Annotated in this window: 14 protein-coding genes and 1 pseudogene; 6 read left to right on the top strand and 9 right to left on the bottom strand. The window is 62.2% G+C overall.

Annotated features, from left to right (window positions below; translation table 11 throughout):
* Positions 1-425: 425 nt before the first annotated feature.
* From ACFQ50_RS23320 to ACFQ50_RS23290, 7 genes are all read right to left on the bottom strand, one after another.
* A complete protein-coding gene (locus tag ACFQ50_RS23320; RefSeq protein WP_377997982.1) occupies positions 426-1424 on the bottom strand; it encodes a DUF3445 domain-containing protein in 999 nt (332 codons plus the stop codon).
* Positions 1421-2398, bottom strand: coding sequence for a PDR/VanB family oxidoreductase (locus ACFQ50_RS23315; RefSeq protein ID WP_377997981.1), 978 nt, complete (start codon positions 2396-2398; stop codon positions 1421-1423). Before ACFQ50_RS23315 ends, ACFQ50_RS23320 begins: the two co-directional genes overlap by 4 nt.
* The gene (locus tag ACFQ50_RS23310) at positions 2395-2880 is read right to left on the bottom strand and encodes a dimethylamine monooxygenase subunit DmmA family protein (RefSeq protein ID WP_377997980.1); all 486 of its coding nucleotides are present in this window, start codon (positions 2878-2880) and stop codon (positions 2395-2397) included. The genes ACFQ50_RS23315 and ACFQ50_RS23310 overlap by 4 nt, the downstream gene beginning before the upstream one ends.
* Before the next feature lie 9 nt (positions 2881-2889).
* Positions 2890-3267, bottom strand: a complete 378-nt coding sequence (locus tag ACFQ50_RS23305; protein ID WP_377997979.1) for a cupin domain-containing protein — start codon at positions 3265-3267, stop codon at positions 2890-2892.
* A gap of 566 nt (positions 3268-3833) precedes the next feature.
* Positions 3834-5300, bottom strand: a complete 1467-nt coding sequence (locus tag ACFQ50_RS23300; RefSeq protein WP_377997978.1) for an APC family permease — start codon at positions 5298-5300, stop codon at positions 3834-3836.
* A 589-nt stretch (positions 5301-5889) separates the two neighbouring features.
* Complete coding sequence (locus tag ACFQ50_RS23295) at positions 5890-6603, bottom strand: cache domain-containing protein (protein WP_377997977.1); 714 nt, start codon at positions 6601-6603, stop codon at positions 5890-5892.
* Positions 6587-7360, bottom strand: coding sequence for a FadR/GntR family transcriptional regulator (locus tag ACFQ50_RS23290; RefSeq protein WP_377997976.1), 774 nt, complete (start codon positions 7358-7360; stop codon positions 6587-6589). Before ACFQ50_RS23290 ends, ACFQ50_RS23295 begins: the two co-directional genes overlap by 17 nt.
* 260 nt (positions 7361-7620) lie before the next feature.
* Here ACFQ50_RS23290 and hxlB point away from each other — a divergent pair, with 260 nt between their 5' ends.
* From hxlB to ACFQ50_RS23260, 6 genes and pseudogenes are all read left to right on the top strand, one after another.
* On the top strand, positions 7621-8214 hold the full coding sequence (gene hxlB, locus ACFQ50_RS23285) for a 6-phospho-3-hexuloisomerase (RefSeq protein ID WP_377997975.1): 594 nt from the start codon (positions 7621-7623) through the stop codon (positions 8212-8214).
* Between the two features lie 87 nt (positions 8215-8301).
* Positions 8302-8925, top strand: coding sequence for a 3-hexulose-6-phosphate synthase (hxlA, locus tag ACFQ50_RS23280; RefSeq protein WP_377997974.1), 624 nt, complete (start codon positions 8302-8304; stop codon positions 8923-8925).
* Between the two features lie 147 nt (positions 8926-9072).
* The gene (locus ACFQ50_RS23275) at positions 9073-9282 is read left to right on the top strand and encodes a hypothetical protein (RefSeq protein WP_377997973.1); all 210 of its coding nucleotides are present in this window, start codon (positions 9073-9075) and stop codon (positions 9280-9282) included.
* Between the two features lie 46 nt (positions 9283-9328).
* On the top strand, positions 9329-10885 hold the full coding sequence (zwf, locus tag ACFQ50_RS23270) for a glucose-6-phosphate dehydrogenase (RefSeq protein ID WP_377997972.1): 1557 nt from the start codon (positions 9329-9331) through the stop codon (positions 10883-10885).
* Positions 10882-11769, top strand: a pseudogene (locus ACFQ50_RS23265) (glucose-6-phosphate dehydrogenase assembly protein OpcA); the annotation flags it as partial. The gene zwf and the pseudogene ACFQ50_RS23265, both read left to right, overlap by 4 nt.
* A gap of 191 nt (positions 11770-11960) precedes the next feature.
* Positions 11961-12581: an MBL fold metallo-hydrolase gene (locus ACFQ50_RS23260; protein ID WP_377997971.1), complete on the top strand. Its 621-nt coding sequence runs from the start codon at positions 11961-11963 to the stop codon at positions 12579-12581.
* Between the two features lie 63 nt (positions 12582-12644).
* On the opposite strand, the gene ACFQ50_RS23255 is transcribed toward ACFQ50_RS23260, so the two are convergent.
* On the bottom strand, positions 12645-13388 hold the full coding sequence (locus ACFQ50_RS23255; RefSeq protein ID WP_377997970.1) for an IclR family transcriptional regulator: 744 nt from the start codon (positions 13386-13388) through the stop codon (positions 12645-12647).
* Complete coding sequence (locus ACFQ50_RS23250; RefSeq protein WP_377997969.1) at positions 13385-14782, bottom strand: APC family permease; 1398 nt, start codon at positions 14780-14782, stop codon at positions 13385-13387. Before ACFQ50_RS23250 ends, ACFQ50_RS23255 begins: the two co-directional genes overlap by 4 nt.
* Between the last annotated feature and the right edge of the window lie 730 nt (positions 14783-15512).

Raw genomic sequence — 15512 nt, 5'->3', positions numbered from 1 at the left:
ACGACTCCGCCGCAGCCGGCCCCTCCTTCAAAACAGCCACCGCACGCGAAATCTCCGCCCGCGACAACGGATCCAGGGGGTGCGCTACCCCAACAGCGGCTGAAGTTTCAATGTCGAGAGTCATGCTTTACTCCTTGATAAGTCCTTGATCAGGATGAGGATGCCTATGTGGTGTTGCTGTTGGGGCCAAAGGTCCCCGGATTCTCAGAACTGTTCGTCTTCGTCAGAACTGTTCATCTCTGGTGCTACTTCTAGGGGCCGGCCAGGCTCTGCTCCGAGCGTGTCGGATGTGTGATGCCGGCCACGTACATTCCGTCCGTGTAGAAAAAGCTACGCCATCTAAATCATCTAGTCCAGCCTTTTTTATGGATTACTCTCGTGTGACTGCACTTAATGCAGGGAGCATCCAGAAATTGCCGGTGGCGTTACCCGGCCAGCAACCAGTCAGACGCCGCTTTGCGGTAACGGACGATGCCTTTGTACTCGGCCATATCTTCCGGGAGTTCGGCCAGTACGTGGCCAAACTTTTCGCGCCAGCCGGGGACCCGGGCGATGTCCCTGAGGGGCAGGAGGTAGCTGCGGATCAGGAACAGCAGGACCCCGGTGTGGGGGAGGCGGATCAGATGCTGGACTTCGACGCGGAGGTGGAGCTTGTCCGGCATGTCGGGGTCGGTGGCGATGGTTCCGCGGTCCGGGCCCCATTCTGGGTAGGTTTCGGTGGAGGTGTCCAGGCGGTTGCCGACGGTCATGGTCCAGTTGGTGCGACGGAACTGTTCGCCGGGCTGCAGGCGCATGAGGAACTGTTCGGCGCGGCTGATGATGTTTTCTTCCTTGACCCGCGGGACGGGTCCATGGATTTCGAGGAAGCTCATGCCGACGTCGAAATTGAAGGACCAGTCCGCGGCGAAGGAGACCAGGCCGGCGTCGAGCCACATCGTGTTGTCCCGAATGTCGAGGAGAACGATGTCGTCCTGGATCTGGCTGCCCAGGAACCGCAGGGGGCCCATGGGCAGCGAGTCGTCGTCGCCGACGGTGAACTCCACGTCGAGGCCCTGCAGCCTGTTCTGCCAGCGGCAGGAGTTCCCGTCGCGGTGGAAGGACATGATGTCCGGGTTTTCCTCGGCCATGGTGGGCAGCAGGTGGGCGATCGTGTCCCATACGGCGGGCCGCATGTGGGGCAGGACCTGCATGCGTGAGGGGTCCCGGGTCAGGATCCGGTCGCGGTCGGCCAGTTCCTGGAGGTAGAACTCGTCGATGTCGATGACGCCGGCTCCCCAGGCACCGGCGTCTGTGGGCACATTTTTGTTGGCCGGTTCGACGTTGGCGCTGTAGCGGTAGCTTTCACCGGTGAAGGGGAAGGGAAAGCGCCTGATGCGTTCCGGGAGGGTGGCGGTGTCAGTGTCTTTGTCGATGGTGATGCTCAAAGGTCCAACTCCAATTCTGGGTCTTCGCTGCGTGAAACACAGCACATCATTGTGGTGTTCTCGGCCTTTTCCTGGTCGGTCAGGTAGAGGTCCCGGTGCTGCGGGGTACCCCGGAGGACCGGCAGGACGCATTCGCCGCAGATGCCCTTGCGGCACATGTTGGGGATGGTCTTCCCTGCCTTTTCGAGTGTTTCCAGCAGTGACACGCCGGCCGGAACGTCCAGCTTGAGGCCGCTGCGGACAAGGTTCACCGTGAACGGCTCGCCGTCGTCCAGTTCCGCCGCCCCGAAGGCTTCCGAATGCAGCCTCGCCGGGGGCCATCCCAGGTCCCGCGCCTGATCCAGGACTGCATCCATGAAGGCAACCGGACCGCAAACGTAGAGGTGGGTTCCCAGGCCCTGGGCCATGAGCTGTTCGGTCAGGACCTTTTGAAAACTGTCGCGGTTGCTGCATTCGGTCAGGGCCGGTCCGAGCAGGTCCCTGGCTTCCTCCACGTGGGCGCCGGCTCCGGGCCTGTACACGTAGATCAGGGAGGATGTCGTGCCGCGGTCGGCGGCGGCCCGGGCGTGCGAGAGGACCGGGGTGATGCCGATTCCTGCTGCGATCAGCAAGTGGTGTGTGGCTGTTGAGGCCGGAGCGAACGCGCTGCGGGGCCGGGAGACGTACACCCGGTCCCCGACGGCGAGCTCGTGCATTGCCACCGAGCCGCCGGCACCCTCTTCGACCCGGAGGACCGAGATGGTGTATTCGGACGGGCCGTTGCCCGAGCCGGTGAGCGAATACGCATTCACGCCGCTGCCGTACTGGACAACCAGGTGGCTGCCCGGGACATAGGAAGGAAGGCGTGCGCCCGACGGATCAGCCAACGTGATGCTGACAATCGATTCCGTCTGGGGACTGACGTTCGTCACCTCCAGCTGGAGACCACCTTCCACCGCCGGGTGGGCGGTGATCGGGAGCGCCGTGATAGTCATGATGCCTCCTCGGCGTGGGCTGAGTATCCCAGGTACGCACCCATTCGGCGCGAAAAGTGATCTGTGGTAGCCAGGGTGGTGGCACATCCCTGGCACTGCACCTCTTCGCCGGCTGGCCGAACAGTTTTGGTGGTGGCGCGGCAGTGCCCGCAGTAAATTACCCGGGGCGCGGTTTCGTCACTAAGGAGGGTGATCTCCTCCTGCTGCAGTCCACAGTCCGCGGCGGCGGCCGCGGCTGCACGGATGTCGGCCGGGGGGCCGGCGAGTACCAGGCGGACTCCGACGTGCGAACGTCCGAGCACGGACCTCAGGTCCGAGAGGGTCTCCTGGGTTGCATATTCGAAATGAAGGTCGTGCCGGGGCTGGACACCGGTGTGTTGACCCGCGGTGTCACCTGTGGCGCCAAAAGACGCACAGATGACACCGCGGAAACCAGGTTCCAGTCCGGTGCCTCCTGCCAGCGGCATGGACGCGGAACGCATGGTCGGTCCTTACGGTGCGAAGGAGCGGTGGCCGGTGAAGAACCCCAGGCCGTACTCGGGGGTCTCAAACTTGACGGTGGTGCCCTTCGGGAAGAACAGTACGTCGCGCTCCTTCGCGTGCGTGACTTCCCCCGTCGATTCGTCGGTGAGGATGAACTCGCCGGCTACGACGACCTTCATTTCGTCGTAGGTGTAGGTGTACACCAGGGGTTCGGAGGCCTTCAGCTCGAAGAAGCCGGCGCTCATGACCGACCCCTCAGGGTTGTGGAGGGAGTCACCGATTGCAGCGACCGTTCCAGGCTCGTTCATGGACGGCAGGCCGACGTAGCCGCCTACTACCTTGTGGATGGATCCGGCCTTGCTCAAAGTTCCTACGAGGGTTTCCATGGGTCTCTCCTGTGTGGATAGTGGTGAAAATGATTCGTCAGAACTGTTCGTCTTTGTCAGAACTGTTCGTCTTCGGGTGCGTATGAAAACTGCGATGACGGGCACCTCAACCCCGGTTAGCGGCGGGAGGGGCTTTGCCAACCCGGCGCCCTCTGTCTCCAGGGGTCCAGCCGAGCTCTGCTCCGAGGTCTGCTGGTGTGATGCCGGTCACGCATCTTCGTCCCAAAAGCAAACCTACTCCTCGTAATTCATCTAGTCCAGCCTTTTTTATTAAAATCTGTCCGCTCTGTCACTATTACGTTTAGAAGCGCGAAGTTTGCAGGCCCGGATTCCCCGCTACGCCGCGTGGTGTTGCTTTATCCGCCCGGTGACCTGGTGGGATCAAACCTTTCATCGAGTGGGTATTGGCACGCCGGCGGACTCCGGACGTAAAAAAGACAGGAAGGCAGGACCGCTTCATTGACGGTCTTGCCTTCCTGTCTTTATGGGGTCAGATCACGGCTCGGGCAGACTAATCCGCGCGCCTACCGGAGGCGCCGGTGCGTCGTAAGTGCCGGCTCCATCACCTAAGAGCTGGAAGCCTTTGACAGATCTGCGGCATCATGACCTGCTGCGCCGGCAGTGGCTGCCTTGTGGTTCGCGCGCCTTGTTTCATTCTGGGAATAGAACCAGATGGGTATGTAGAGGGCCAGTACGATGAAGCCGACCCAGGTCGGGGTCCAGCCGATCTCCAGGCTGTTAAGGTAGACCACGCCGGCCAGGCACAGGGGCAGGTTGAACAGGCCGAAAACCATGGCGACGTGTTTCCAGCCCCTGGGTGCCTTGAAAGGCCGTTCCAGAGAGGCGAAGGCGGGGTGCTTTTTGGCTCTGACGTAGGCGAACAGGCTGATGCCGTTGGCGCAGGTGTAGCCGATGGCCGATGCCGCGACGATCGCAGCCGGGTTGCCCATGAAAATCAGCACCAGGTTGAAGGCTCCGATGACCAGCATGGCAATAAACGGGGTGCCGTGGCGGTTCGTTTTGCCGAGGGTCCTGGGGAGGTTTCCTTCGACCGCCATGGAGTGCATGGCGCGGGATGAGCCAAGATAGGCCGTTTGGATGATCAGGACCATCGCGGCGATCAGCATGATGATGGTGATCATGGAGCCGGCTTCGCCGAAGACAGCGTGGGCGACGGGGATCAGGGGAGACACGGGCTGGTCCAGTACGCCGTCAACACCGAGCACGCCGATCACTGCAGCTTGTACGAGCACGAACGAGAAGAAGCAGATGACGCCGCAGGCAAACAGGGCTTTGGAGACATCTTTGGCCGGGTTTTTGTACTCCGGGCCGTAGATCGCGGCCGTTTCCCAGGCGCAGGCACTCCACTGTGCGATCGCAAAGATGCCCAACAGAATCAGGATGTGGTGCATGTCCCAAGCCCAGTCGGCCGGGATCCAGCTGCCGGTGATGTTGGCCAGCTCAACATGCCCGGTGGCAAAAGGTGCCACTGTCAGGACGACCAGCGGGATGAGGGAAAAGGCCGCCAGGATGTAGCCCAGCTTGGCGCCGTCCTTCAGGCCGAACCAGTTGACGACGAACAGTCCGCCGAAAATCACCAGGCCTGTCATCAGGGCGAGCTGATTCTCGGTAAACATTTCGCCCAGCACTGGAAAAAGCCCGTGCAGGTAGCTGCCGACAAGGATGGAAAAGATCGCCAGTACCGGGGTCCAGGCGAACCAGTAGCTCCAGGCGCTGAAGCCGCCTATCAGCTTGCTCTTGTCGTACTTGCCTTGGTAGTTCGCAGTGCGAAATACATGCTGGGCAAAACCCGGGAGGCCAGAAGCCCTGGGAAAAGTGGTGGCCATTTCAGCGTACGCGGCGTTCTGAAAGAAACCCTGAATGACCGATAGCCCCCAAATAAGAATTGCTGCGGCCGATAGATACATCGGAAGGTAGCCCAAGGAGGGCAGAATCAGCAGAGGCACCCCCAGCGCAATTGCCAGGCCCTGCTTCCAGTCAATCGACCTTTCCAGGCCGTCGCCCCCATCCACATGATTTTCACTCATAACAATCTCCCTTAAACAACGCATAAGTTGTCAGATTCTTGTCCAGGTCCTGCTTAGGTCGCAGGCCGGCTGAGGAAGCTCTTCCCGAATACGACACCTTCGTCCCGGTTCCGCTGCTGGTTCAGGTCGGGTTCGTCGCTGAACTGCCTGAAAGCGAAGCCGCTATCGGTGAATCCCTCTCCATCACGGCGGGCCGGCTATGAGCGCCGGATTCTTCGAGCTGAAGGCTTCCGAGCCTGCGGCGCACCCCACGCCTTCGGCTCTCCTGTGAAACAGATCACTTTGAAGATTACTCCTTAAAGCTGCAATGCAATAGCTTTTTTCAGATCAATCTTGAGCGTCCTCGAACGGCTTGCCGGGAGTGGGCGCCAGTCAGCGTATTACCCGCTTCGTGGGCGCTGGGGTGCGCAATTCCCGTGCCATTGCGGGGAAGGGGGCAGTCGCGGCAGTCGTCACGCACGTGGCGATCCGGCTCAGGGCCGCTCGTGCCGAGTGACCCATCAAAGTTTCAGGGACGAAGGTTTTCCATCATCAGGTCGCCGCGGCGCCACGACCGCCCACCTGCTCTAGGAGGTCACGGCGAGGTGGTGTAGATCAACGAAAGCCCCAGATGCGGGACGTCCAGAGCCATCCGGTGCTGCTGCGGGGATCCGGACTTGATCCTCTCGCCAACGAGGTACATCCCGGAGTTGCCGAGAATGACACGGTTGCTGGCGTTGACGAGGGCGGCATCTCCCTGGATGACGCGCAAGTGGGGCATGATGAGGGGCTCCAGGTCCTTGAGTCGAATGTCGCATCCCGCAACCCCCGTGAAGGTTCCATGGACGGAAAACGGTGCGGTGAACGTCAGGATGTATTCCTCGAAGCCGAGATAGTCGATGTAGGGGCCCCAGAGGGTCTGTTCACCTGTGGAAGCGGCAGTCGAGAAAAACGGCAGCTTCTCATAGTCGTAGAACCGGTTGCTGCCCGGAGTCAGGTCAAAATCCAGCCTTCCGACCGAACCCGAACCCTTGCGGGACCACCATTCCAGGGCCCGGCCGCCTTCCTCAACGGATTCATGGGCGAAGAACGTCCCGGCACCGACCGCAAAAGTGTTCTTCGCCAGGAACTCCTGTGAGAGTTTGTCCAGCCCGGCCAGGGCGGCCTTATCTACCTTGGACTTCCCGACGAGATTTCGTTCAAGCAGCGAGGCAACGTTTCTGGAAAGTTCCGCGATCTCCGTGGAGACGCCGTTGGTCCACGAAGTGAGGGCATTGGCAGCATGTACGACTTCAGTGTCGGGCTTCATTGGGTTCCTGAATTGATTGGCTGTAACCGAGGGTCAGTTTCGTGTCAATGAGATGAAAAATATTCCGCCTGATGTGCTCAAGTGCCAGTTTCTGGGCCCTCTCGGGTTGGTCTTGGGCCACTGCCCGGACCAACTCCAAGTGTTCAGCGGTTGCCGTTTCGGGGTCAAGTGCTACGCCGAGTGGGGCCCACAACTGTTGAACTGACTCTTCCTGAAGCCGGATTTCGGCGTTGGCCAGCCTCGGCGACTGCGCAGAAACTGCCAACTCGATGTGGAAGCGGCTGTCGGCAGACGCGCGGACCTCGGGGGTCCTGGCCAGAACCAGTGCCCGCGCAAGTTCCTGGAGGCGCTCGAAGTCATGTGCTTCCGCGCGTTCACATGCCAGACGGATGGTGGTGGCGGCAATGGCCGAATGTTCGTCTCCGATGTCGCGTATTTCAGAAATGGACGTCGAGAGAAACCAATCCCGAAGCGCGTCGGTCTGGCTCCGGGGTTGCCGGACGACGAAGGATCCTCCGCTCCGGCCCCTGCGCGTTTCAACGATTCCCCGTTCGCGCAGTTCCCCCAAAGCTTCGCGAAGGGTCGCGCCGCCGACCCCGAACATCTCCGAGAGTGAGGCTTCGGGTGGCAAGCGTTCACCCACCTTGAGCAGCCCCAGGGAGATAGCCGTGGAAATTCTGTCGACAATCGCATCGGCCCGCTCGATCTCGGGTAAGGACCGATATATCTGCGACTCGAAGGGGGTCGGCGAGGCCAAAAGTCTGCGCTCCGAAGATGGGCTACGGGTTGGGGCTAATACTACAGTCCGGCAGTACTTAAAGGCCTTTGATCTCCTGTGGAGCCTTTGCCGCCTCCTCTTGCAGAGCCCTTTCCCAGCCACCGACCAATCCTTAAGGGTAGTCAAAACCGTCAGAAAACAGTGTTACCCCGGCCCGGTTGCTTCGGAATCATGGATATCAACCAGAAAGCATCCACTCGGCTGCTACAGGCCGATTGGCCGAATCGAAGGGAAAAATCGTGAATCCGACAGCAACCGCGACTGTGTACAGCACCACAGATGACATTGTCCGCAATCTGTCCCTCGTCGGGGACGAGATCGCGGCCACGGCGGCCAAGATCGACCCGCAAGAGGTGGCTGGCCTGGCACGGCACCTTAGCCTGACAGGCCGCGTGTTTGTCGCCGGAGCCGGCCGAAGCGGCCTGGTCCTGCGCATGGCCGCCATGAGGCTGATGCACTTGGGCCTGAATGTCCACGTCGCCGGCGACACCACCACTCCCGCGATCAGCTCCGGTGATCTGCTCCTGGTAGCCTCCGGATCGGGAACCACCTCCGGAGTGGTCAAGTCAGCGGAAACAGCAGCGAAGGCCGGAGCGCGGATCGCCGTGTTCACCACCAACCCGGACTCGCCCCTGGCCGGTCTCGCCGACGCCGTCGTGACCATTCCCGCCGCCCAGAAGACCGACCACGGCTCCAGCGTGTCGCGCCAGTACGCCGGGTCCCTCTTCGAGCAGGTTCTGTTCCTCGCCACCGAGGCAGTCTTCCAGTCGCTCTGGGATAACGACGCCCAGCCGGCGGAGGAGCTGTGGCTGCGCCACGCCAACCTCGAGTAACCGCCAGCCCCGGGTAGCCCGGGCCCACTTCAATATTTTCCGATTTTCCACACCCAATTGCAGTTCCCTACAGAAAGAAACAACACCATGAAGCTCCAAGTTGCTATCGACCTCCTGACCACCGAAGCCGCTCTCGAGCTGGCCGGCAAGGTTGCCGAATACGTTGACATCATCGAGCTCGGCACGCCGCTGATCAAGGCCGAGGGCCTCTCCGTCATCACCGCGGTCAAGGAAGCCCACCCGGACAAGATCGTTTTCGCTGACCTGAAGACGATGGATGCCGGTGAGCTTGAGGCCGACATCGCGTTCAAGGCCGGCGCTGACCTGGTCACCGTGCTCGGCGCCGCAGATGACTCCACCATCGCCGGTGCGGTCACGGCTGCCAAGGCCCACAACAAGGGCGTTGTCGTTGACCTGATCGGCATCGCCGACAAGGTCACCCGTGCCAAGGAAGTCCGCGCCCTGGGTGCGAAGTTCGTCGAGATGCACGCCGGCCTGGACGAGCAGGCCAAGCCCGGCTTCGACCTGAACGGTCTGCTCCGCGCCGGCGCCGAAGCCCGCGTTCCGTTCTCCGTAGCCGGCGGCGTGAAGCTCGCCACCATCGGTGACGTCCAGAAGGCCGGCGCCGATGTCGCCGTCGCCGGCGGCGCCATCTACGGTGCAGCCGACCCCGCACTGGCCGCGAAGGAACTCCGCGCAGCCATCGTCTAGGTCGCCGATTGACGGTGGCGTCCCGTGCCCTTGCGGCCGCGGGACGCCACCTACGGAGTTAAGACAACGGAGTTAAGACACAGCACCCCCGAGGATGAGGGGTTGCATATTGGGGGACCCTAATCCCTGGGAAGGAAGCTGTTCATCATGTCTAGTCAGGTAGCCGAGTACGTGGAAGTCCTCGTTAACGACCCTGTTCGACTTTACGAGTTACTCGACGATGCAGAGGCCTTGCTCCGCCGGGCGCCGCAGCGGTTTGCCGGCATTCTGGTCACCCGCCATGATCCCGGCCGGTACACGCTTACGCTCAGCGACACCGTTCCCTTTGGGGAGACTCGCGAGCTAGTTCTCTCGTGACCGTCGGTTGACGGCACACTGCCTGTCGAAAGTTAGAAGGCAAACAATGTCTGTTACTTACCCTGATTCGAGTGTGAGGTCCGGGCAGAATCCGCTCCGGGACCCGCGCGACCGCCGGCTGTCCCGGGTGGCGGGCCCATGCTCCCTGGTGCTCTTTGGCGTAACCGGAGACTTGGCACGCAAGAAGCTTTTGCCCGCCGTCTATGACCTCGCAAACCGGGGACTCCTGCCGCCAAGCTTCGCGTTGGTGGGCTTCGGCCGGCAGAACCGGACGAATGAGGATCTCACGGCCGCGGTAAAAGAGTCCGTCAAAGCATATTCCCGGACGCCGTTTTCTGAGGCAGTTTGGAGCCAGCTTTCCGAGGGCATCCGCTTCGTCCAGGGCGAGTTCGACGACGACGCCGCCTTTGGGCGGCTTTCGGCCACTCTGGCCGAACTGGACGAGGAGCGCGGTACCCGCGGAAACCACGCGTTCTACCTCTCCATCCCGCCAAAGGCCTTCGAACTGGTCTGCCGGCAGCTCTCGAAGCACGGCCTGGCGCAGGCCGAGGGCGAGAAGTGGCGGCGCGTGGTCATTGAAAAGCCGTTTGGCCACGACCTCGAATCGGCCCGGCAGCTCAACAACATTGTCGAATCGGTGTTCCCACCCGATTCCGTGTTCCGGATCGACCATTACCTGGGCAAAGAGACGGTCCAGAACATCCTGGCCCTGCGCTTCGTCAACCAGCTGTTCGAGCCGCTCTGGAACGCCAATTACGTGGACCATGTGCAGATCACCATGGCCGAGGACATTGGCACCGGCGGCCGCGCGGGGTATTACGACGGCGTGGGTGCTGCCCGCGACGTCATCCAGAACCACCTGCTGCAGCTCCTCGCGCTGACCGCAATGGAGGAGCCGATCTCCTTCAACGCCGATGACCTGCGCGCCGAGAAGGAAAAGGTCCTCGCCGCGGTCCGGCTACCGGAGGACCTGTCCACGCATTCCGCCCGGGGGCAGTTCGCCGGCGGCTGGCAGGGCGGGGAACAGGTCCAGGGGTACCTGGAAGAAGAGGGCATCCCAGCCGGCTCCACCACCGAAACCTTCGCCGCGATCCGCGTCGACATTAACACCCGGCGCTGGAACGGCGCGCCGTTCTACCTGCGCGCCGGGAAGCGTCTGGGCCGGCGGGTCACCGAGATAGCGGTCGTCTTCAAGCGGGCACCGAACCTGCTGTTCCGTGGTCAGGGCGATGACGACTTCGGCCAGAACGCCGTCGTCATCCGGGTCCAGCCCGACGAGGGCGCCACCATCCGCTTTGGCTCCAAGGTCCCCGGCACCCAGATGGAAGTCCGGGACGTGACCATGGACTTCGGTTACGGCCACGCGTTCACCGAGTCCAGCCCCGAGGCCTACGAGCGGCTGATCCTGGACGTGCTCCTGGGCGAGCCACCGCTGTTCCCCCGCCACCAGGAGGTGGAACTGTCCTGGAAGATCCTGGACCCCTTCGAGAAGTACTGGGCCTCCCTGCCCGACCAGCCCGAGCCGTACGCGCCCGGCAGCTGGGGCCCGGCTTCCGCTGACGAGCTGCTAACCCGCGACGGACGCACCTGGAGAAGACCATGATTGTAAATCTCCCCAACACCACCACCTCCAACGTTTCCAAGAGGATCCAGTCCCTGCGCGCGCAGGGCGGAGTGATCGCCCTCGGCCGCGTCCTCACCCTGGTGGTTATCACCAAGTCCGGGCTGGAAGAGGAAGCGATCGAGGCGGCCAATGAGGCCAGCCGCGAACACCCCTGCCGGATCATCGTGCTGGCGGCCGGCTCGCTGGACGAACCCGCCCGGCTCGACGCGCAGATTCGGGTCGGCGGGGACGCCGGCGCCTCCGAGGTCATCGTGCTGCGCGGTTTCGGTGAACTCGCCGAGGAGAGCGAATCCCTCGTCGCCGCGCTGCTGCTGCCCGACGCCCCAATTGTGGCGTGGTGGCCGAACGGGGCCCCGGAGAACGCCAGCCAAACCTCTATCGGGCGGATTGCGCACCGCCGCATCACGGATTCTGCGAACGAGGCCGAGCCGCAGGTGGCGCTGGAGAACATCCGGAACACTTACAAGGCCGGCGACACCGATCTCGCCTGGACCCGGCTGACCAACTGGCGGATTAAGCTCGCCGCCGTCCTGGATCAGGCAGACGGTACCCCCATCACTTCTGTCACCGTCGAAGGCGCCACGGACTCGCCCAGCACCATCCTGCTCGCGGCGTGGCTCACGCAGGCCCTGGACGTGCCGGTCACCATCGTCGCTGAGCCCGCCGGCACCGGCATTCGTGGCGTCCAGCTGACCCGGACCTCCGGCGACATCCGGCTGTTTCGGCCTGGACACACCGTCGCCGAGCTCACCCAGCCCGGGCAGCCCGCGCAGCGGATCTCCCTCCCGCGGCGCAGCCTCCGCGACTGCCTCGCCGAAGAACTCCGCCGCCTCGACCCCGACGAGGTCTTCGGTGAAACGGTTCGCAGTCTGGCCATTTCCAAGATCCGTCAAGAAAGCTGGCGGGGCAACCCTGACCTTAAGTCATTCGTCTCTGAGCGCATCGCCATCGACCAGATGGAAGAGGCCTTCGAAACGATGCACGGGGGCAAAGTCCTCCGCTCAGTTGTTGAAATCAGCTCCGTCGTCGAAATCCACTCCGAGAGGGCGTCCGCGTGAGTGTCACGGTTGAGAATCTGGTCACCTCGGGGACGTTCTCCCTGGACGGGGGGACCTGGGATGTGGACAACAACGTCTGGATCGTCGGGAACGGCACCGAGTGCGTGATCATTGATTCCCCGCACGACGCGGCCGCGATCATCAACCAGGTCCGGGGCCGGAAGGTCCAGGCGATCCTGCTCACGCACGCGCACAACGACCACATCGGCGCCGCCCGCGAACTCGCCGACGCCGTCGGCGCCCCCATCTGGCTGAACCCGGAGGACCAGGTCCTCTGGGAACAGGTCTACCCCGGCACCACCCCCGATAAGGAAATCAAGGACGGGGACGAGTTCCAGGTCGCGGGGGCAGTGCTGAAGGCGATCCACACCCCCGGCCACTCACCCGGTTCCACCTGTTTCCACCTCGAAACCGAGGGGACCGTGTTCACCGGGGACACCCTGTTCAACGGCGGACCCGGCGCGACCGGCCGCTCCTACAGCGACTACCCCACCATCCTGGCCTCCATCCGCGAACGGCTCCTCACCCTCCCCGCGGACACCATCGTCAGGACCGGACACGGGGAGAACACCACCATCGCCGCCGAACGCGAAACCCTCGCCAAAGCAGCCCAGTAAGAAGAAAGACAGGATCTCCACACATAAGGCGCGCCAGCAATTCCTGGCGCGCCTTCGTGGCGATCAGAACAGGAATGGTGCCAGCCGTGACGTAAGTTCACGGGCCGCTTGCGCGTGTTCGCGAGTTGCCGTGAACCGCTCCGCGGGACTGGACAGGCACAGGGCTGCGCCGGCCACGCCGTCAGGCAGCCGGACGGGGAGTGCCAGACTGGCGGAGCCCTGTTCTAATTCGTTGATTTCCGAGGCCTCGCCATTGAGCCTTATTTCCGCCAGTTGTTCTTCCAACTGACCACTGTTTGTGATGGTGTGCTGTGTCAGCTTCACCAGCGGCCCTTTCGGGAGTGAGATGGCCGGATCGCCAAGTTCAGCAAGCATCAGCTTTCCTGCGGCGGACGCATGCGGATACCGGAGCATTTCGAAAACAGAGTGGAGCGGATAATCCGGGTCTTCATCGGCAACCCTGAGGGAAGCGCTCCGGAACATGAAGAGATGCACTGCAAAACGGTTCCCGCCGCGGAATTCCTGTATCAGGGCGCGGGCTGCGGTGGGAACAGTTGGGGGAGTCGCGGCAGTAATCAGCCCCGAAATCGCCTGTCCGAGTGCAAAACCACGGAGGTCGGATGTGCGGGCCAGATATTCGTCCGCGACGAGCGAATTCAAAATCCGGTACGCGGTCGCCTGCGGCATCTGCAGGGCATCGGTGACCTCTTTAGCCGTTGTCCCGGTACCGAACCGGGCCACGATTTCCAGGATCCTGAGCGGGTTTGACGTCGTGCTGGGTCCGGAGTGGGTGGGCCTGTAGGTCATGGGGTAGCCCTGCCATTAAAGAGGTCCAATTCCCGGGTTTCGTCGTAGATGCCGACGGACGCCAGACGCCCGGGTAACCGGAGGCGGAGGAACGTGGCGTACAGGACGCTGGCCAGGAGTACACCGGCGTAGATGACCGTTTGCAGACTGCCAGTGCGGATCGATGCCGCCGCGGCCGTCCAGAAGACCGCTCCGAGGGCGACGGTAGTCACGGCTCCCAGTATCCAGCTGGAGTACGTGCTCTCGCCTATCCGGCGCAGGAAGAAGGGCATTGACGCGCTGGCAAGGATATAGGAGCCAAGGTATCCATAGGCGCCCAGTGTGAAGAGGTTCACGAGGCCCCGCTCCGGACTGGCGCCGAAGATGATGACGCCGATGGGAACGATGGCAACTATCGGCATGATTACCATGATTGCCGTCGAGGGAGTTCGAAAGACGGGATGGGTCCGGCCGACCAGTCGCGGCGCCACCCCTTCCCTTCCCATGCAGAAAAATATCCTGGCAAGGGCGTTCACGGATGCGATCGCGCAGCCAAACCAGGATGCTGCGATTCCCAGGTCAAGGACCGCGGCAGACACAGGGGAAGACTGGGAAAACAGGTCAGACAACGGTGTAGAGCTGGCCGCGATGCTCAACGGTGCCTCCTTGAGTGCGGCGTCCTGGGCGGTTACTGCAAGAAGGCACAGCACGCCCATAAGAATGGGGGTCCACGTGATGGCACGTGGCACGGTAACGAAGGGCCTGTGTGCCTCGCCGCCCAGCGTGGTCGGGCTTTCGAAGCCAACGAAGGCACTTACGGCCACGACGATGCCGATCGGCAACGAATCAAAATCTCCGTTCCACGCAAACACACTCCCGAGATTGGCGCTTGGTGCGTTGAACGCGAAGTAGACGATCATGAGGACGGCGAGGACACCGATTGAAATGGATTCCAATAACACGGTGAACCACGCCGATACCCGGATCCCCCTCACCATGAGGAGGCAGGCCGCGGCCGCGGCGGCAACAATGACCGGCACTGTGATGACCTTGGAGTCCGCGACGGGGACCCCGAGGTTGATGAACAGCTGGACGACGTATGTGCCCACAAGCAACAGACTCGCCATGGCGACGAGGCCGTAACCGAACATAGCTGACCAGCCGGCGGTGATTGCCGTCCGCTGGCCAAGTCCCTTGGCCGTGTAGCTGTAGAGGCCGCTGACAGCGGCCATGCGCTGTGCCATCGGTCGCAGGGAGAAGGAAACCAGGACCATGACCGCCATGGCCGCGCCGAATGTGACCACGAGGTTCGGTCCACTGGACCCAAAGACGAGTCCCGGAAAGACAAGAGCCGGAATGACGGACATGGCACCCGCAGGTGCCACGCCTGCGACTGCCTGCGCGAAGACCGGCAAGAAGGAAAGTCTCCGGCGGCGCAGACCCTCCACTGGGGAGCGGGGGGTGATGAAGCGATCACCGCGAGCAGACACTGGGTACCAACTTTCCCTCGGACGGGCACGCTTGCCTTGCTCACGAGGGGACGCAAGTCTTCGGGCCCACGGTGCAGAACATTAGCATTCCCGCGCCGCCGGCGACAGTCTGGGCCGTGTTTCCAAATGTTTCCAACATGTTAACTGCAGTGGGAATTTATGGTGCCGAATTTCTCAAGTAAATCTTTATGAATTACTCGCCTAATTGAATTCCCTCACGTAGTTTTGCTTGTGAAAGGAATGCAGGTGACCGGCATCACACCGGCAGGGCTCGAAGCAGAGCTCATCTGCACCAGGGATGAACAGTTCTGACAAGGACGAACAGTTCTGAGAATCCAGGGACTTTTGTGTCTTTTGGCCCCAACGGCAACACCACCGACCGGGCCGGGCACGAGATCCAGGCCGTGCGTGTGTGGGTCAACAACCAGCATGACTGCCCCTCGGCTTCCTCAAGGCCCGTTTCCGGAGCACTTCGGCTCCCAGGCCATAGGCACCTCTTCCTGTTGAAGGACCTAGTTAAGGAGTAAAAGCATGACTATCGATACTGAAGCCGCGACTGTTGTTGGGGTAGCGCACCCCCTGGATCCGTTGTCGCGGGCGGAGATTTCGCGTGCGGTGGCTGTTTTGAAGGAGGGGCCGGCTGCGGCGGAGTCGT

It is taken from the genome of Arthrobacter sp. NPDC056493 (genome assembly GCF_042795115.1).
In the GTDB taxonomy this organism is placed as follows: Bacteria; Actinomycetota; Actinomycetes; order Actinomycetales; family Micrococcaceae; genus Arthrobacter.
Note: the sequence above shows the minus strand (reverse complement) of the source record. Positions and strands in the feature narration are given on the sequence as shown.